This is a genomic window from Halobiforma lacisalsi AJ5 (assembly GCF_000226975.2).
In the GTDB taxonomy this organism is placed as follows: Archaea; Halobacteriota; Halobacteria; order Halobacteriales; family Natrialbaceae; genus Natronobacterium; species Natronobacterium lacisalsi.
In genome coordinates this window covers 1928932-1945534 of sequence record NZ_CP019285.1, presented here as the reverse complement: position 1 = coordinate 1945534, position 16603 = coordinate 1928932, and the positions used below count along the sequence as shown (strand labels likewise).

Sequence of the window (16603 nt, the reverse complement as noted above, 5' to 3'; positions counted from 1 at the left end):
TCGGGAATTCTCCGTGTTCACTCGTCGTGTGACCGGTCGATCCGACGACCCGGTCCTCGAGGGGTTTCACTCCCTTTCGCACAGTTTATCAGCTCATAACGATAACGGTTCTTAATTGAGGACTAGGGGTTCGGATACGTTCACGATCGGTCAGTACGGGAGGTGTAGTTCGCAACCGGTTGGAGCGGCTCCTTACTCCGTTACACGTGATGTCAGCGTTGAGAACAATGGCGGGGAATAAGTCCGATCAGTCTGAACCTCGAGGAGTACGATGAAGCGTCGTTCCCTGCTTGCCGGACTCGGTATCGCTGCCGGCGCTGGACTGGCTGGCTGCACCACCCTTTCCAGCGATGGTCCTCGCCATTACACCGTCGGATTCCATTGGTCGTCTATCACAGACCGCCTGCATGTCCAGGGAACATCTCCGCCCGATGTGGATCCCATATTCTCTACACGTGAACCCGAAGCGTACTTGTTGGTCGATGGAGAGCGCAGAAACGGGAAAGACGTCTCGCGTGGTCAAACGGTCGAATACATCTACGATACGGATAACTGGCTCGAATCGCCGATATCCGTAGGTGAATATACTGTCCCAGAAGACAAGCGTGTAAAAGAGGAGATAGCCACCGAGAAAGCCCACGTTCGCCGGTACGAGGATACCCACTGGGTGATCGACCCGTTTCCAAGCGGGGATCGTGAAGACGTTCTTTCTACGGATGAAGACGAAGCGTTGGTGGTGGTCCGAAATCCGCCGGAATCCGATCACCGGTGGTGGTGGGCGTGGACGGAAACGGAGTCGATGACGAGGGACCTACGATGGGTAGCTGAGGAACGTGGCAATACAACGCTGGTAGCGGTTTCTGGCGACGAAACTGCATCGTTTACGACTGAAACCGTTGATTTCGGGTTACTCTCATTTCTGCACGTCACGTCGGTACCGGATCGTCCGGGTCGGCGACAAGCGATTTTCAGTGAGAATTCGCACACGACGTTCGGGCAGAGCCATCGTATCCCAATTCCGTTCGAGACGGGGTTAGAGGTCACTGCGACGTGGAAGCCCGAGCATCCGAACGATCCGTGGTTACATCTCCGGCTCGACGCAGACGTGACGTACAGAAATTACGCACTGACGAGCGACGAGTTCGAGGAGATTCGTGTGCTCGTGAACGGCGAAGAGAAGTTGATTTGGGCGACCGGCAACGGGAACGGCGAGGTTGAATTCCCGATCACGGACGATGGGAATGCGAATAGTGTCAGCGTTCGATCTGCGTACCCGGGGGATGAGGTCGCAGTGGTCGTGGAAGCTTCCGATGGACGATCGCGGACGGTGTTCGAGTCGACGATGCCCGTCGAAGAGTGTCGGTGGGACGAATGCATGCCGTAATGAACGGCCTCGTGGCTTCCCGGTCGTCCGCACGCCGAACACGCCAACGGTTGCATATGCGGTGCTCGGTCCCCGCACGCGGTCGGTTGATACGGGACCGGAGTGATTCTGCCCCGGAAGTACTCTCCGGGTAGTTTCCTCGTCAAACTAGTCTTCGACGGGGGCACGAAAAGATATAGCTCTAATTAGTTTATTCGTCTCCTGGCTGTCGAGGCGAGTTCCCGACGGCCGCTCGAAACACAGCACTCGAGAGAGCAAGAGAGAGAGAGAGAGCGACAGCCACAGCGGGGGCCGAGAAGGACCGTCGAAAGCCGGCGCCGGACCCGTCACGAAGCAAACGGAGCCCCCAACCCCGGGACCCGTTTCCCGGCTCATCCACCAGACGTGTACCACGGTACTTCCCGGGAGGGGACGCTCTCGTATCGGGACGAACATCGGTCCGGACCTCGAGCGGCACCGTAACGGCGACCAAGGGTGAGATCTCTCCCCGTCCTCGACTCCAGGAACGGAAATCGCCCTATACGGAGTCGGGCAACGGTGCGAACGGAACTCGGGACGAAACGAACTCCGTCTTTGTGTCCGACGAGTTACTGGTGGGCGGTCGAACCTCATCCGGCCGAGGAGGCTCCTGTGATCCACGAACGGGCACCGAAAGCCCCTGGGCCGCTCCGACGACGTCGTGATCGTCAACGATGGACGGAATTTCGAGCTGTCCATCTCGACCGCGTTTCCGTTCGGCCGTACCGATGGAACGGCCCCACCGGTTCGAGTAGTCGCTCGAGACGAAATCGTGCTTTGATTACTCCGACGACGCGGGCGGACGTCCGACGGAAAGCGACAATTCCCAGCCTTCCACCGTCGACCGGCCGGTCTTGACGGCCTCTCCGTAGACCGACCGACGCACGCTTTCGCAACGAGCCGTTGCCGATCCGCCAGTGGCCTCGACGTCTCCGAACCCCCCCGAGGTATCGGTCCGCAACGATCTCGAGCCGTTTCTCGAAGCCCACCGGCCGATACCACGCGTTAGCACAGTTCGCACCAGCACGTCCGACCTCTGCCGTTCGAGGGGGCGACTGTAGTCACCCTTTCCGTCGGTACCTCATCGATTGTCCCCGCGTACCCGGGCATCGCGGACACCGCGCTTGCTCGAGGCGATTCCCGACCGACCTCGGGTGACCCGCGTGCCGGTGCCGACGTCGGTGGTGGCGACCGTTCCGTCCCCCAGCAAATTGGATATCTGCTGGAGTGCTCCTGCCGCTCACGCTCTCGACCGCCTGTGACGACCGGCACCACTGACTGCAAGTGGCGAAGGAAATCCCGACGACCCGTCACTCGACCCAGGATCACCAACCACCAATATTCCAGAAATCGGGCCCTACAGACCCCAATAGAGGTATTTTGCCTTTTTCTCAGAACTGCTGCTTGAGTCGTTTGTCCACTACACGACAACCGATTAAGCAGTAGTTTTACGTGACTGTCATAGCTACGAGAGGGTAGGAGATGACGAGCAACGAATCAGTCCGGGTCGAAGAACCGGCGTCAGAAGTCGTCGAATACGGACACGACCCCTGGGGTCGAACCGGTGAAAACGGCCATCCAATTTCGGTCCGGCGACCCGGATCCATGGGGGATCGGGCCACGCTGCCGAGAGAGCGAGCACCGATCAGCAAACTCCTCGAGACGGCCGTCGGTGAGAGGTACCGATGAGCGGCGGCCAAACGATCCGCTGGTCACGGATGTCCCTAGAAGAACTCCAGTCGTTCTGGGCCGAGAAGATCGAACCCGACCTCGAGCGTTCCGGGGTCGACCTCACGGAACGGCCCTCCTACCGGCAGGTCGCCGACGCCGGTTACTCCGGGATTGCCTACGCCCTGCGGGAACACCACGACATGACGCTGACCGATTTCCTGGCAACGGTCGGCTACGAGGAACCCGAGTCGTCGGCGTCCTACCAGTGGGGGATCGAAGACGAGTCCACCATCGACGAGCTCGAGTCGTACCTGGAAACGCTCGAGCGACGGCGGCAACTCGCTACCTCGACCGTCCAGACCAAACAGTCCCGGCTCGCGACCTACGCCCGGATCTACCGGGAGGTCCACGAGGAGGCGAATCTCGTCGACCGTGCCGCCGATCCGGCCAACGAGAGCGACGAGATCCGGCGTGCACTGGTCGTCTTCGACGAACTCAACTACGAACTCGGGACCGACGCCTCGAAGCTCCGGTATCTCAGCGACGTGGGCCAGTTCTACGAACACCTCGAGCGGCGGGCCAAAGCCGCGTTCAACCCCGTCGAACGAATCGACGAGGAGTACAACTGGTCCCGCGAGGAGCCGGACAACGCCGCGCTCACGGGCCGACAGGTAAGTCGACTGGACGACGCCGCCGACTCCCAGAGCGAGGAACTGGTCGTCCTCGCGCTCTGTGCCTGGGGGTTGCGTCGAAACGAGGTCGCCGCGTTACACACCTCGCAACTGGTCCTCGAGGGCGACGACCCCCATATCGCGTTCGGGGACGAACGAAAGAACGGGCCGGGAACGGTCGCGTTGATCTACGGCACGTCGAAGCTAGCCGCCCGGATCGAGCAACTCGACGAAGACTCCGGGTGGTCGGGATACCTGTTCCCCTCGAGTCGCTCCGCGAGCGGCCACATTACGGGCGAGACGGTCCAGGCGCGGTTCCAGCGACTCGCCGAGGACGCCGGCGTCCGCGTGCAGGGCGACCTTCCGACCTCGAAGATGGGGCGGCGGTTCTGGTACACTACCTACAACCAGGCGATGAAGAACCTCCGGGAAAACCTGGACGTGATCGCCGCCGAACAGGGCAGTTCCGACTCCTCGGTCGTCATGAAGAACTACCTCTCGGAGGAGGAACGGCGCCAGTACCGCCGGGAGTTCATGCGAGAGCAACTGGCGGAGGTTTTCGAGGGCTGATCGCCGTCTCGAGAGCGAATTCGGAGGGCCGCTCGAGGTCCCCCGCGGGTCACGACGTTTTTACGTACCGGACGGCTACTCCGCGTCATGGTGCGGAACGTCGCCGAGCTTCTCCCCGAACTCGAGGAAGCCGACTTCTATCTCCTTTCGGGGGTCGAACAGGGGATGCGGTTCTCCGAGTGGGTGCAGCGGGAGAAGCTCCCGAAATTCGCCGACATGACGGACGAAGAGGTCGAGTACCGGCTCGAGCGCTGTCTCAAGCGCGGGCTCGTCGAGAAGAAAACGATCCAGTACGAGGGCTATACCCTCCAGTTCGAGGGGTACGACGCCCTGGCGCTGCGAGCGCTGGTCCAGCGTGATACGATCGGCGAGTTCGGCTCGCCGCTGGGCGTTGGCAAAGAGAGCGACGTCTACGAGGTTCGCTCCTACAAACCGCTGGCGCTGAAGTATCACCGCGAGGGCTATACGAACTTCCGAGAGGTCCACAAGGAACGCGATTACGCATCGGACAAGGAACACGTCTCCTGGATGTACACCGCCCGGAAGGCCGCCGAGCGCGAGTACGAGATCCTAGAGGAGCTATACCCAGACGTCTCGGTCCCGCAGCCGATCGACCAGAACCGCCACGCCATCGTCATGGAGAAGATGGACGGCGTCGAGCTCTCGCGGACGAAACTCGAGTCAGAGCAGGTGGTAGACGTCCTCGATCTGCTCCTTTCCGAGATCGCACGTGCCTACGAGGGTGGCTACGTTCACGCGGACATGAGCGAGTACAACGTCTTCGTCGACGAATCAGGCGTGACGGTCTTCGACTGGCCTCAGGCCGTCCCGACAGACCACGAGAACGCCGACGAATTCCTCGCCCGGGACGTCGGCAACGCGATCGGCTACTTCCGCAGGAAATACCCCAGGGAAGTGCCGGCTTCTGAGGATCTCTCGAGCGACGAGGTCGCCGACGCGATCGCCTCGGGGACGTTCGAGACCGTCGCGGAGTTCGCGTAACGACCGCCGTTCAGATCGTCGCGATCGAGCCAGGACGCCGACTCGAGAGGGAGGCCCCGACGCCCGCACGTTTTTGCATCCCCGGAGCGGACGATACCTCATGAGCGACGCGACGGATTCCGGGGCGAATCGTCTGCCTGCACCGACCGCGGAGGAGGCCTTACACACCACGCTGGAGATGGACTTCGAGGACGCGGTGCCGTTCGTCCAGTTGGAACACGAACTGGCCGATTTCGAGACGGTCCAGGTGACCCATCTCGACCGGATGATCGAGGGAATGCTCGGCGAGGAGGTCGAACGGACGGCCCTGCTCGTGATGTGTCATCCGGAGATCGCCCGCGACGCGATCGCGATCGATCAGTCGCTGGCCGGCATGCTCCCCTGTACGACCGCGGTTTACGAGACCGACGCCGACGACGGGGTACACGTCTATCACGTCTCGGCGACGAAGGCGATCCGTGACCTCGGATGTGCGCCCGCAGACGCCGATGGCGAGGTCGACGAACTCGTCGCCAAGACGGGCGAACTCATGGAGGAGGTCTGGGCCAATATCGAGGCCCACGCGGACCAGGCAGCCGACTGTTAACCGGTTTTTCGGACCTGATCTCTCGCTCGGCGGGATTTCGGTGGAGAGACGTCCAACCCATGCGATACTCTCCAGCAGTGTTCCGTATTCGGGGAGCGCCATTCGAAACGATAAATCATATATAGCTATACGAAATTTGCGGTCAGGGTCTGCTCCGATGGGGGACCGAAACGGCGGCTTCCGGCTTCGTATCCGGGCTGAACCGCCGGATCGAGAACGAACGTCATGTGCTCGAACCGAGACTCGAGTATCGGGCCAGTGGAGGGAACCGAAACAGGTCGAGCCGGGAGGGTGCTCACCCGGCCGTTCGAGAGGGCGAGACAGGGTCAGGGCGGTTCGAAGCGCTTATACACCGCCGCTGAGTACGTTTCGACGACTCGCTGGGTCGCGGGCGCCAGCGGGCACCTGTTCGGCACCGACGCCGCCACAGGTCGGGATGTGATCCCCTTCGGGATTGAACCAGGAAACGCCCGCGGGTGATAACCATGGCAAAAAGCTTCTACTCTCACATCAAGGACGCCTGGAAGGACCCCGACGAGGGCAAACTCGGGGAACTGCAGTGGCAGCGAAAACAGGAATGGCGCGAACAGGGCGCGATCGAGCGGATCGAACGCCCGACGCGACTCGACAAGGCCCGCGAACTCGGCTACAAGGCCAAGCAGGGCATCGTCGTGACCCGGGTCTCGGTCCGCAAGGGGACCGCCCGGAAGGAACGGTTCACCGCCGGCCGCCGATCGAAGCGCCAGGGTGTCAACCGCATCGGGCGGCGCAAGAACATCCAGCGCATCGGCGAGGAGCGCGTCTCCCGGAAGTACCCCAACCTGCGGGTGCTCAACAGCTACTGGGTCGGCGAAGACGGCTCCCAGAAGTGGTTCGAAGTGATCCTCGTGGATCCGAACCACCCGGCGATCGAGAACGACGACGACCTCAACTGGATCTGCGACGACGCCCACCGGAACCGTGCCTTCCGCGGGCTGACCAACGCGGGCAAGGACAACCGCGGTCTGAACAACCGCGGCAAAGGTGCCGAGAAGGTCCGACCGTCCAACACGGGCGGTCAGGGTCGAGCGAAGTAACGTCGGCTCACCGGCGTCGCTATACATCGCGTTTTTTATCGGAGTTCCCGGCAAGCAGTAGTTACACCCGATACTTAAGCGGCAACGTGGAGTACAGTCGAGTATGACCGATCACGTCCTCGTTCCTGTCGACGAATCGGAACGGTCGACTCAGGCCCTCGAGTTCGCTTGCACGGAGTATCCGGACGCCGAGATCACTGCGATTCACGTCCTCGATCCCGGCGACTTCTACGCAGCGACGGGGATCGAAGGCGGTGCGATGGCCAACTACGACGAGATCCGCAAACATCACGAGACCCAGGCCGACAACATCCTCGAGCAGGCCCGCCGGGAGGCCGCTGAGTACGACCGGGAGATCGAGACGGACCAAGTCGTGGGCGGCGTCTCCCAGTCGATCGTCGATTACGCGGGCGAACACGACGTCGGCCACATCGTCATCGGGAGTCACGGTCGGACGGGTGCGAGTCGGATTCTGCTCGGCAGCGTCGCGGAGACGGTCGCCCGACGGTCGCCGGTGCCGGTAACGATCGTCCGGTAACTCCGTCTCCGGGTCCTCGAACCGGATCGAGTCGCCACTCGCTCCGACAGTGAGAAACCCGTGCGTACGTATCCCACAGTATCACACATACGAACCGTTAGGTAAGCGACGGCCGTCCTCTCGCATATGGACACCGAATCGGACTCCGGTCGACGAATCGCCTTCGTCTGTGTCCGGAACGCGGGACGAAGCCAGATGGCAACTGCCTACGCCGAGCGCGAGAAAGCGGATCGCGGCCTCGAGGACCTCGAGATCGTCACCGGCGGAACCCACCCGGCCGACGACGTACACGAGGTAGTCGCGGAGGCGATGGCCGAAGAGGGATTCGATCTCTCGGACCGCACGCCCCAGGAAGTCTCGACCGAGACGCTCGAGACCTGCGATCGCGTCGCGACGATGGGGTGTTCGACGCTGGAACTCGACGCCGGGGTGGACGTTCGGGACTGGGACCTCCCGGACCCGGGTGAAGAGAACCTCGAGCGCGTCCGGGAGATCCGCGAGGAGGTACGCGAGCGGGTGTCGGCGCTGTTCGACGAACTCGAGTCGGAGGGGACGGTCGAAGCCGAACACGAGGGGTGACTGTCCCTGGAAACGTCGAAACGGGGTCGCTCGCTCGTGGAGAAGACGGGTATCGAGGCGGCGGCGTGGTTTCAGACGGTCGTCAGCGAGCCGACCGGCGCGTCGGTACGTTCACGGGCGCGTTCGATTCCGTCGTTACCGGCGGCGATGAGAGCGAACACGCCGGCGACCTCGGCGTCGGCGGCGTCGACGATATCGAGCAGGAGTTCCTGCGTCTCGCCCGAGCGAATGAGGTCGTCGACGACGAGGACGGATTCACCGGCGTCGATGGCTCCCGCTGGAAGATAGTAGGTGAGTTCGATCCCCGACTGGAGCCGTTCGCGGGCCTCGATGAACTCCTCGACGGCGGTCTCCTTGCTCTTTTTCGCGTAAGCACAGCGAGTCCCGTAGTAACTGGCCAGCGAAGCGGCGAGGGTGATTCCGTCGGTCGCCGCGGTGAGCACGACGTCCGGGCGGCCGAAGTCGAAGCCGTTGGCGACGACGGGCGCGACGAGATCAAGGAAGGACTGGTCGAAGACGGTCTCGGAGTTATCGACGTACCCCTCGTCGTCGACCCGGATGCGGGCGTCGAGTTCGCCGGCCAGCGCCTCGCGGCCGAGTTCCTCGACGACCTCGCGGGCACGATCCGTGCCCGGGAGGACGTGGCCGTTGACATAGCGGTTGAGGTCGCCCGCAGGGAGCCCCGTCGTCTCGGCGAGTTCCTCGTACGTCCGGGTCTCCTTGAGCATTCGCAACACGTCGACCGCCCGCAACTGGAGGGCGGCCTTCTCGGCGCGGTTCATATAGGTATGCACGATTCCGCAAGTATGGGTATTTCGATCACCGGGCGTGGTTTGGTATCCACAAACGTGGTTCGAAACGGAGCCGGTGAGCTCCCGCCGTCAGTCCTGCAGGAAGTCGGGCTGGGACCGTTGCTCGTCGCGTTCGGCCTCGAGATGCTCCTTGAACGCCTCGATCTCGACGTCGTACTCCTGGTCCTCGAAGCGGTCACGCACCGAGATGTTGCCGGCCTCCTCCTCGTTGTCGCCGACGATGATCTGGTAGGGGACCCGATCGTCGTGGGCCGCGCGGATCTTGCGCTCTAAGGTGGAGTCGCGGTCGTCGACCTCGACGCGGAAGTCGTCGAACTCCACCGCGACCTCGCGGGCGTACTCGAGGTTCTCGTCGGAAATCGGCAGCACGCGGACCTGTTCGGGCGCGAGCCAGAGCGGGAACTTCCCTTCGAAGTGCTCGATAAGCATCATGAAGAACCGCTCGTAGCTGCCGTACAGCGCGCGGTGGATCATCACGGGGCGGTGTTCCTCGTTGTCCTCGCCCACGTAGGAGAGGTCGAACCGCTCGGGCATGTTGAAGTCGAGTTGGACCGTGGGGCCGTCCCACGAGCGGCCGATCGCGTCCTCGAACGCGAAGTCGATCTTCGGCCCGTAGAAGGCGCCGTCACCCTCCTCGATCTCGTACTCGTGGCCGTGGTCCTCGAGAACGCTCCGGAGCTGGTCCTCCGCTTTCTCCCAGATCTCGTCGCTCCCGACGGACTTCTCGGGGCGGGTGGCAAGCGCCATCTCGTACTCGAGGTCGAACGTCTCGAGGACGTCCGTGATCATCCCCATGATTTGCTCGACCTCCTGTTCGATCTGGTCGGGGCGGACGAACAGGTGGCCGTCGTCGATGGTGAAGGCCCAGACGCGGGAGAGGCCGGACAGTTCGCCGCGCTGTTCCTTCCGATACACCTTGCCGTTCTCGGCGTACCGAATGGGGAGATCGCGGTAGCTCCAGGACTGGTCCTGGAAGATGGCGGCGTGGCCCGGACAGTTCATCGGCTTCAGGCCGAACTCGTCGTCGCCGACGTCGAAGATGAACATGTCGTCGGCGTAGTTCTCGTAGTGGCCCGAGCGGTGCCAGAGGTCGGTCTTGAAGACGTGGGGCGTCTCGACGTAGTCGTAGCCCGCCTCTTTGTTCAGATCTTCGACGAAGTCCTCGAGTTCCTTGAGGACGGTCTTGCCCGGCGGGTGATACAGCGGGAGGCCGGGGCCGGTGACGTCCTGGATCGAGAAGAGGTTCATTTCGTTGCCGATCCGCCGGTGGTCGCGCTTCTCGGCCTCCCGTTTCCGCTCGAGGAACTCCTCGAGATCGCTCTCGTCCTCGAACGCGGTGCCGTAGATACGGGTCTGCATCTCGTTTTCCTCGTCGCCGCGCCAGTAGGCGCCGGCGATCTCGAGCAGTTCGACTGCGCCGATCTCGCCCGTCGAGTCGACGTGCGGGCCGGCACAGAGGTCCTCCCACTCGCCCTGCTTGTAGAACGAGACCTGATCGTTCTCGTCGGCGAACTCGGAGAGTAGTTCGAGTTTGTAGGGTTCGTCCGAGAGCCGTTCTTCGGCCTCCTCGATCGAGACGTCCTCGCGTTCGATCTCGTAGTCGGCCTCGACGATCTCCTCCATCTCGGCCTCGATCTCCTCGAGGTCGTCCTCGTCGACGTCCAGGTTGTCGAAGTCGTAGTAGAAGCCCTCGTCCGTCGGCGGACCGATCGCGAGTTTGACCTCCTCGGCGTCGTACAGCCGCTCGACGGCCTGGGCGAGACAGTGCGAGGCGGAGTGGCGCATCACGCGGAGGTACTCCTCGCCGCCGTCGTCGGTGATGATCTCGAGTTCCGCGCCGTCGTAGACGGGTTCCTCCTTGGCGACGAGGTCGCCGTCGAGTTTGCCGGCGACGGTGTCGCTGCCGAGACCGGGCCCGATCTCGTAGGCGCAGTCCTCGACGGTCGCGTCGGCGTCGACCTCGAGTTCGGAGCCGTCGGGCAGTACTACTGCGATCCGTTCCTGTGAGTCTGCTTCTGGTTCTGCTTCTGGTTCTGGTTCTGGTTCTGACATAGCTGTAGCTAGGTTGGGAACTTCGGTGAGAAGTTCGGTCGGGCGTCCGCGCTCGCCGCCGCGCTGTGTGCGGTCGCGATCGCAAACACAGCGAGCGGTAGGTGTGAGTGGTTAGAAGCGGGCGAAAGCCCCTGTAAAGCGGACACCTACCATCGTGGCTACGCGTAGTCTCGAGCGGAATAAAAGCGTTGTGATGGAACGCGGTCCCGACGGCCCGGGCCTGTTGGCCCAACGGGTTTCTCCACGGGCCGAGAAACTCCACCGTGCTCCTGGACCCATCGGACGACGATCCGTTCGAAGACCCGTTCGAGGATCCCTTCGCCGGCGACCCGCTCGAGGATCCGTTCGACGGGTCCGGAAACGAAGGCCCGGGCGGCGACGACGACCTCGAGGCGGCAATGTCGTCGATCGATCGGGCGACCCTGCTCGCGTTCGTCACCGTCGGTGTCCTCGTCCATGCCGGGGTGTTCGCCGCGGCCCTCGGCCCGATGCTGATCGGCTTTCGGGGCCAGTGGGTCGTCGGCGGAGCGCTGACCGCCGGCGGGGTTCTGGTGCTCGTACTCTCGGTAGCCGTCTACCGCCGGTACAGGGCCCGGCAGTGACCGCTGGCGGCGATCAGTCCCGATCGGCCAGCAACTCGCTCGCGGTCACCAGCGACTCCATCTCGACGTCGGCGTCCTCGACGTTCTCGCGGCCGCCCTCCTCCCGGTCGACGACGACGAGCGCGCGGTCTACCGTCGCGCCGGCCTCGCGCAGCGCCTCGATGGCCTCGACCAGGCTCGTCCCCGTCGTCACGATGTCCTCTAAGACGACGACCTCCTCGCCCTCCTCGAGTCGACCCTCGATCAGGTTTCCGGTGCCGTACTCCTTGCGCTGCTTGCGCGCGATGACGTAAGGAACGTCGGCCGCGACGCTCGTCGCCGCCGCGAGCGGAACCGCACCCAGCGCGACGCCGGCGAGTTTGTCGTCGTCGCCCACGCGGTCGGCGAAGGCCTCGGCGACGGCCTCGAGACAGGTCGGGTCCGTCTCGAAGAGGTACTTGTCGACGTAGTACTCGCTCGTGCCGCCGTGGGAGAGTTCGAACTCGCCGAACTGGACGGCGTCGGCGTTCCGGAGCGCGTCGATGAGGTCCTGGGTGTCCTGGGTCGTCATCGCTCGAAGGGGCGCGCGCCACCGAAATAAGCGGTGTGGAACGGCCCGACCGTCGCTGCCGGCAACCCTACCTTTTTGCGCCGGCGACGAAACCATTCGTTCGATGACACTCCCGCGCGCCGACGAACCCCACCCCGACGTGCAGTCGTTTCTCCGCATGTACGAGTCGGTCGACGTCCCCGACTTCGAGGAGGTCTCGCCCGCGGAGGCCCGAGAGCTGTTCGAACAGCTCCAGGTCGGGGCCGGGGCGGAGATCGGCCTCGAGAGCGTCGAGGACCGGACGATCGACGGCCCGGACGGCGACCTGCCGATCCGGTACTACGAGCCGCGAGCAGAGCCCGCGGACGAACCGCTCGTCCTCTACTTCCACGGCGGGGGCTGGGTGATCGGAGGCCTCGAGACCCACGACGTGACCTGCCGGAAACTCGCCGACGAGTCGGGCTACCCCGTCGTCAGCGTTGACTACCGGCTCGCACCCGAACACCCCTTCCCCGCGGCGCTACGGGACTGCTACGCCGCCCTCGAGTGGGCGGCCGAGGCCGCGCCCGACCTCGAGGCCGATCCGGATCGGATCGCCCTCGCGGGCGACAGCGCGGGCGGGAACCTCGCGGCCGCGACGGCGCTTTTCGCGCGCGATCACGGCGATCCCGAGCCGGCATACCAGTTGCTGATCTACCCGAGCACGGGCGACGTCACCGCAACCGCGGCCTACGAGGAAAACGCCGAGGGGTACTTCCTGACCGCCGACGAGGTCGACTGGTTCGGCGAGCAGTACTTCGCCGACGAGGTCGACCGGGGGAACGTCTACGCGCTCCCTCGTCGCGCCTACGACCTGTCGGACCTGCCGCCCGCGACGGTCGTCACCGCGGGGTTCGACCCCCTGCGTGACGACGGCGGGGCCTACGCCGACCGCCTCGAGGACGCGGGCGTTCCGGTCGCGCATCACCACTACGACGACGTCGTCCACGGGTTCTTCTCGATGGTCGGCGGCCCGATCGACCTGGAGCGCGCCCACGAGGCCTACGACGACGCCGTGACGGATCTCCGGGACGCGCTCGAGTAGCAAAAACGGAGAGGCGACGGCCGGACTACCAGGGTTCGTCCTTCAGCCCGAGATTGTACGCGACCACGTTCGTCGTCACGTGCAACACGGGCGTGAGCACGACGACGACGAGGATCACGTCCCAGGTGAACCACTCGAGGAACCACTCGGTCGCCAGCAGCGCCGTGAGCGGCAGCGAGACGACCACGAAGTCAAGCTGGTCGAGGCCGGGGAACATTGCCCCGCGCTGGCGACCCGTGCGGCGCTTGAGGAACGACGCGAGGATGTCGCCGAGCATCGCCCCGGCGGCCAGTCCCAGCGCGGCCAGCGGTTCGAACGCCGGGACCGCGAACCCGAGCGCCGCGCCGACGTCGTCGGCCAGCAGCGTCAACACGCCCGCAAGCGCCAGTCCGGCGGCGATCCCCGCCGCGGTGCCGCGCCAGGTCTTCCCGTCGCCGAGGACGCGCTCGTCACCCCACGTTCGTCCGCCGTCGATGGGCTGGCCGCCCCCCGCGAGAACCGCGGCGTTGTTCGGCACGTAGGCGGGCAACATCGCCCAGAACGCGATCACGACCGTCTCGAGTAGTGTCATATCCGCGGGGACGAACCCGCGGGTCTTAATCGCCGGTGGTTCGGAATCCGACGCCGGCCCCGACTCGCGTTAGCTCGAGTCGGGCGCGACGACGACGTTCCGGAACGCCTCGGTCCCGTCGCCCGCCTCGAGCGCGTCGACATTGTGCGCGACGATGTCGGCCATTCGATCCCAGTGTTTCGGCGTGTGACCGCCCGTGTGGGGCGTGATGAGACAGTTCTCGAGGTCCCACAGCGGGTGATCGTTGGGCAGCGGCTCGGGATCGGTGACGTCGAGCGCGGCCCCACGGATCTTGTTCTTCTGTAAGGCCGCGACCAGGGCGTCGGTGTCGACGATTCCCCCGCGGGCGACGTTGACGAGGACGGCTTCCGGCGGCAGCGTCGCGAGTTCGGCCTCGCCGATCAGCCCGCGGGTCGTGTCGGTCAGCGGGCAGGCGACGACGACGTACTCGCTGCGGGCGAGGGCGTCGTGGATCGCCGCCTCGTCGAAGCCGACGACCTCGTCGGTCGGGCCGCCCTTCTCGGGGGTGTAGCGGACGCCGATCGTCTCGACGTCGAACCCCTCGAGCCGCTGGACGAGCGCCTGCCCGATCGAGCCCAACCCCAGGACGGTGACGGTGCTGCCGGTAAACTCGCCCGACTGGAAGTGGCGCCACTCGCCGTTTCGTTTGCGTCGCCAGCCCTCGTGGAGTCGGCGGGCGAAGACCAGCATGTTGCCGAGCGCCTGTTCGGCGAGCCCCGGCGCGTGGATCCCGCCCGCGTTGGTGACGGTGACACCGCGGGCCGCGAGCGCGTCCTTGGGGAGGTGCTCGGTCCCCGCCGAGGTGGCGGCGAACAACTCGAGTTCGTCGGCGGCCTCGAGCAGGTCCTCGTCGATCCCGATGCCGGTGACGACCGGGGCCTCGGCGACGAGTTCGCGCTCTTCGCGGGGCGTCCGGGCGAGCGCGACGTCGCTGCCGGGCAGTCGTTCGCGTAGCCGTTCGGCGTAGGCGTCCATCGACAGTCCCTCGGTCCCCTCGCGGAGGACGACGACGTCCGGATCGCTGTCCATGGTCATGTCCATGCAGTGGCCGTGTCGCCCGACGGGGCTTTGGCTTACCGGTCGCGTCCGTCCGGTTCCGTTCCTGCCCTCGAGCCCGAAACCGCCCCACCTGTCCCCGGCAGCGACAGTCAGGACCGCCGTCACTCGAGCGCGGAGCCGCCCGTGAACGCGCGGGTCCGTCCGTCGACGCACGACGCCGCTATACCAAATTCCATATAACTGGCGACCGACGTATCGAGTATGATCCCGCCGATCGCAAGCCGGTTCGTCGCCGGGGAATCCGCCGCGGAGGCGCTCGACCACGTCCGGTCGATCAACGGGCGAGACGTCGGAGCGATCGTCAACCTGCTGGGCGAACACTACGACGAACGCCCGCCGGTCCGGTCGGACGCGGCGGAGTATCGCTCGCTCGTCGCCGACATCGCCCGTTCGGACCTCGATGCTTGCATCTCGGTCAAACCCTCCCAACTGGGTCTCGACATCGGGGAGGACGTCTTCCGCGAGGAACTCGAGTCGATCGTCGACGCCGCCCGGGACCACGGCGTCTTCGTCTGGATCGACATGGAGGATCACACGACGACCGACGCAACGTTGGACGCTTACGAGGAACTCGCCCGCGAACACGACGGCGGCGTCGGCGTCTGCGTCCAGGCCAACCTCGAGCGCACCCGCGAGGACGTCGAACGGCTCGCCGACGTCCCCGGCAAGGTCCGGTTCGTGAAGGGGGCCTACGACGAACCCGCGGACGTCGCCTACACCGACACCGAGCGCGTCGACCGCGAACTGAAGGCCCTGCTCGAGTACGCGTTCGAACACTTCGACGGCGGCATCGGGGTCGGCAGCCACGATCCGGCGATCATCGAGCACGCGATCGACCTCCACGAGGAACACGGCACGGACTTCGAGATTCAGATGCTCATGGGGGTCAGGACCGACGCCCAGTTCGACCTCGCCGCGGAGTACGACGTCTACCAGTACGTCCCCTACGGCGGCCGGTGGCTGTCGTACTTCTACAGGCGCATGATGGAACGGAAGGGGAACATCCGGTTCGCGCTCCGGGCCGTCTTCGGGAGTTGAAAGCAAAGGAAAGGGCTCTTTATCCCCTGGTGAGAGGACTCCTACATGGCTTCGTGGAAGCGGGACTTCGCGAGCGGGTTGATCGTTCTCGGCCCGATCCTCGTGACCCTCTACGTCATCTACTGGCTCTACGGACTCGTGGCCGGGGTTACGCCCGGCCTCATTCTCGAGGCCGATTCGCTCTATCCGCTCATCGAGAGCCAGCAGACCCGCGAGGAACTCGCCCAGTTGCTCCGGGTGCTCGTCGTACTGACCGTCGTGACGATCCTCACCTTCTCGGTCGGCTATCTCATGCGGACGACCATCGGCGGCCTCGTCGAACGCCTCGTCGACAACGTCGTCAACCGGGTCCCCGTGATGCGGGTGATCTACAACGCGTCCAAGATGGCCGCCGAAACGGCACTGGGGGAACAGGAATCGCTCCAGAAACCGGTCAAACTCGAGGTGTGGGACGGCCTCCGAATGACCGCGTTCAAGACCGGGAAGACGACGGACGACGGCCGACACATCCTGTTCCTGCCGACCTCGCCGAACATCACGACGGGCTTTGTCATCGAAGTCCACCCCGACCGGTTCACCGAACTCGACGAGGACGTCGAGGACGCGCTGACGCGCGTGCTGAGCGCAGGGTTCGGCGACGCGGACCGGCGCGGCATGGACGCCGGCGTCCCGATCGACGTCGTCGACGAGCGAACGGCGAAGGGAACTGACGACGACGATTAGCTCCCGACGTCCTCGAT

At 64.6% G+C, this 16603-nt stretch carries 16 protein-coding genes; 11 read left to right on the top strand and 5 right to left on the bottom strand.

Annotation, left to right across the window (positions count from 1 at the left end; genetic code table 11):
- Window positions 1-271 precede the first annotated feature (271 nt).
- From CHINAEXTREME_RS22190 to CHINAEXTREME_RS09240, 7 genes are all read left to right on the top strand, one after another.
- On the top strand, window positions 272-1384 hold the full coding sequence (locus CHINAEXTREME_RS22190; protein ID WP_238593383.1) for a hypothetical protein: 1113 nt from the start codon (window positions 272-274) through the stop codon (window positions 1382-1384).
- Between the two features lie 1703 nt (window positions 1385-3087).
- Window positions 3088-4314 (top strand): site-specific integrase, encoded by a 1227-nt coding sequence (locus CHINAEXTREME_RS09270; protein ID WP_029601543.1) that lies wholly within the window; start codon window positions 3088-3090, stop codon window positions 4312-4314.
- Window positions 4315-4401: 87 nt separating this feature from the next.
- Window positions 4402-5316 carry a serine/threonine-protein kinase RIO2 gene (locus tag CHINAEXTREME_RS09265; RefSeq protein WP_007143256.1) on the top strand — a complete coding sequence of 305 codons (915 nt, stop codon included), beginning with the start codon at window positions 4402-4404 and terminating at the stop codon, window positions 5314-5316.
- 100 nt (window positions 5317-5416) lie between these two features.
- Entirely contained in the window at window positions 5417-5902 is a 486-nt protein-coding gene (locus CHINAEXTREME_RS09260) for a DUF302 domain-containing protein (protein ID WP_007143255.1), read from the top strand.
- A 485-nt stretch (window positions 5903-6387) separates the two neighbouring features.
- A complete protein-coding gene (locus tag CHINAEXTREME_RS09250; RefSeq protein WP_007143253.1) occupies window positions 6388-6978 on the top strand; it encodes a 50S ribosomal protein L15e in 591 nt (196 codons plus the stop codon).
- A 103-nt stretch (window positions 6979-7081) separates the two neighbouring features.
- Window positions 7082-7516, top strand: a complete 435-nt coding sequence (locus CHINAEXTREME_RS09245) for a universal stress protein (protein ID WP_007143252.1) — start codon at window positions 7082-7084, stop codon at window positions 7514-7516.
- A gap of 126 nt (window positions 7517-7642) precedes the next feature.
- Complete coding sequence (locus CHINAEXTREME_RS09240) at window positions 7643-8095, top strand: arsenate-mycothiol transferase ArsC (RefSeq protein WP_007143251.1); 453 nt, start codon at window positions 7643-7645, stop codon at window positions 8093-8095.
- A gap of 71 nt (window positions 8096-8166) precedes the next feature.
- On the opposite strand, the gene CHINAEXTREME_RS09235 is transcribed toward CHINAEXTREME_RS09240, so the two are convergent.
- Complete coding sequence (locus tag CHINAEXTREME_RS09235) at window positions 8167-8877, bottom strand: phosphoribosyltransferase family protein (protein WP_007143250.1); 711 nt, start codon at window positions 8875-8877, stop codon at window positions 8167-8169.
- 99 nt (window positions 8878-8976) lie between these two features.
- A complete protein-coding gene (gene thrS / locus CHINAEXTREME_RS09230; protein ID WP_007143249.1) occupies window positions 8977-10959 on the bottom strand; it encodes a threonine--tRNA ligase in 1983 nt (660 codons plus the stop codon).
- A 263-nt stretch (window positions 10960-11222) separates the two neighbouring features.
- Between thrS and CHINAEXTREME_RS09225 the strand changes: the two genes are divergently transcribed.
- A complete protein-coding gene (locus CHINAEXTREME_RS09225) occupies window positions 11223-11561 on the top strand; it encodes a DUF7322 domain-containing protein (RefSeq protein WP_007143248.1) in 339 nt (112 codons plus the stop codon).
- Between the two features lie 13 nt (window positions 11562-11574).
- Here the strand turns inward: CHINAEXTREME_RS09225 and pyrE are convergent, their stop codons facing one another.
- Window positions 11575-12111 (bottom strand): orotate phosphoribosyltransferase, encoded by a 537-nt coding sequence (pyrE, locus tag CHINAEXTREME_RS09220; protein WP_007143247.1) that lies wholly within the window; start codon window positions 12109-12111, stop codon window positions 11575-11577.
- 103 nt (window positions 12112-12214) lie between these two features.
- On the opposite strand from pyrE, the gene CHINAEXTREME_RS09215 reads away from it, so the two are divergent.
- Window positions 12215-13174 carry an alpha/beta hydrolase gene (locus tag CHINAEXTREME_RS09215; RefSeq protein ID WP_007143246.1) on the top strand — a complete coding sequence of 320 codons (960 nt, stop codon included), beginning with the start codon at window positions 12215-12217 and terminating at the stop codon, window positions 13172-13174.
- A 25-nt stretch (window positions 13175-13199) separates the two neighbouring features.
- Here CHINAEXTREME_RS09215 and CHINAEXTREME_RS09210 read toward each other — a convergent pair whose 3' ends face one another.
- Together CHINAEXTREME_RS09210 and CHINAEXTREME_RS09205 are read right to left on the bottom strand one after the other, a co-directional pair.
- A complete protein-coding gene (locus tag CHINAEXTREME_RS09210) occupies window positions 13200-13745 on the bottom strand; it encodes a CDP-2,3-bis-(O-geranylgeranyl)-sn-glycerol synthase (RefSeq protein ID WP_007143245.1) in 546 nt (181 codons plus the stop codon).
- Between the two features lie 69 nt (window positions 13746-13814).
- Entirely contained in the window at window positions 13815-14795 is a 981-nt protein-coding gene (locus CHINAEXTREME_RS09205) for a D-2-hydroxyacid dehydrogenase (protein WP_029601541.1), read from the bottom strand.
- 231 nt (window positions 14796-15026) lie between these two features.
- Between CHINAEXTREME_RS09205 and CHINAEXTREME_RS09200 the strand changes: the two genes are divergently transcribed.
- On the top strand, window positions 15027-15863 hold the full coding sequence (locus CHINAEXTREME_RS09200; RefSeq protein WP_007143243.1) for a proline dehydrogenase family protein: 837 nt from the start codon (window positions 15027-15029) through the stop codon (window positions 15861-15863).
- A gap of 45 nt (window positions 15864-15908) precedes the next feature.
- The gene (locus tag CHINAEXTREME_RS09195) at window positions 15909-16586 is read left to right on the top strand and encodes a DUF502 domain-containing protein (RefSeq protein WP_007143242.1); all 678 of its coding nucleotides are present in this window, start codon (window positions 15909-15911) and stop codon (window positions 16584-16586) included.
- Window positions 16587-16603 lie beyond the last annotated feature (17 nt).

Bases quoted from the DNA above. Each gene is read 5' to 3' on its own strand.
- CHINAEXTREME_RS22190 (WP_238593383.1), top strand. From the start codon at position 272: ATGAAGCGTCGTTCCCTGCTTGCCGGACTCGGTATCGCTGCCGGCGCT.
- CHINAEXTREME_RS09270 (WP_029601543.1), top strand. From the start codon at position 3,088: ATGAGCGGCGGCCAAACGATCCGCTGGTCACGGATGTCCCTAGAAGAA.
- CHINAEXTREME_RS09265 (WP_007143256.1), top strand. From the start codon at position 4,402: ATGGTGCGGAACGTCGCCGAGCTTCTCCCCGAACTCGAGGAAGCCGAC.
- CHINAEXTREME_RS09260 (WP_007143255.1), top strand. From the start codon at position 5,417: ATGAGCGACGCGACGGATTCCGGGGCGAATCGTCTGCCTGCACCGACC.
- CHINAEXTREME_RS09250 (WP_007143253.1), top strand. From the start codon at position 6,388: ATGGCAAAAAGCTTCTACTCTCACATCAAGGACGCCTGGAAGGACCCC.
- CHINAEXTREME_RS09245 (WP_007143252.1), top strand. From the start codon at position 7,082: ATGACCGATCACGTCCTCGTTCCTGTCGACGAATCGGAACGGTCGACT.
- CHINAEXTREME_RS09240 (WP_007143251.1), top strand. From the start codon at position 7,643: ATGGACACCGAATCGGACTCCGGTCGACGAATCGCCTTCGTCTGTGTC.
- CHINAEXTREME_RS09235 (WP_007143250.1), bottom strand. From the start codon at position 8,877: ATGAACCGCGCCGAGAAGGCCGCCCTCCAGTTGCGGGCGGTCGACGTG.
- thrS (WP_007143249.1), bottom strand. From the start codon at position 10,959: ATGTCAGAACCAGAACCAGAACCAGAAGCAGAACCAGAAGCAGACTCA.
- pyrE (WP_007143247.1), bottom strand. From the start codon at position 12,111: ATGACGACCCAGGACACCCAGGACCTCATCGACGCGCTCCGGAACGCC.
- CHINAEXTREME_RS09215 (WP_007143246.1), top strand. From the start codon at position 12,215: ATGACACTCCCGCGCGCCGACGAACCCCACCCCGACGTGCAGTCGTTT.
- CHINAEXTREME_RS09210 (WP_007143245.1), bottom strand. From the start codon at position 13,745: ATGACACTACTCGAGACGGTCGTGATCGCGTTCTGGGCGATGTTGCCC.
- CHINAEXTREME_RS09205 (WP_029601541.1), bottom strand. From the start codon at position 14,795: ATGGACAGCGATCCGGACGTCGTCGTCCTCCGCGAGGGGACCGAGGGA.
- CHINAEXTREME_RS09200 (WP_007143243.1), top strand. From the start codon at position 15,027: ATGATCCCGCCGATCGCAAGCCGGTTCGTCGCCGGGGAATCCGCCGCG.
- CHINAEXTREME_RS09195 (WP_007143242.1), top strand. From the start codon at position 15,909: ATGGCTTCGTGGAAGCGGGACTTCGCGAGCGGGTTGATCGTTCTCGGC.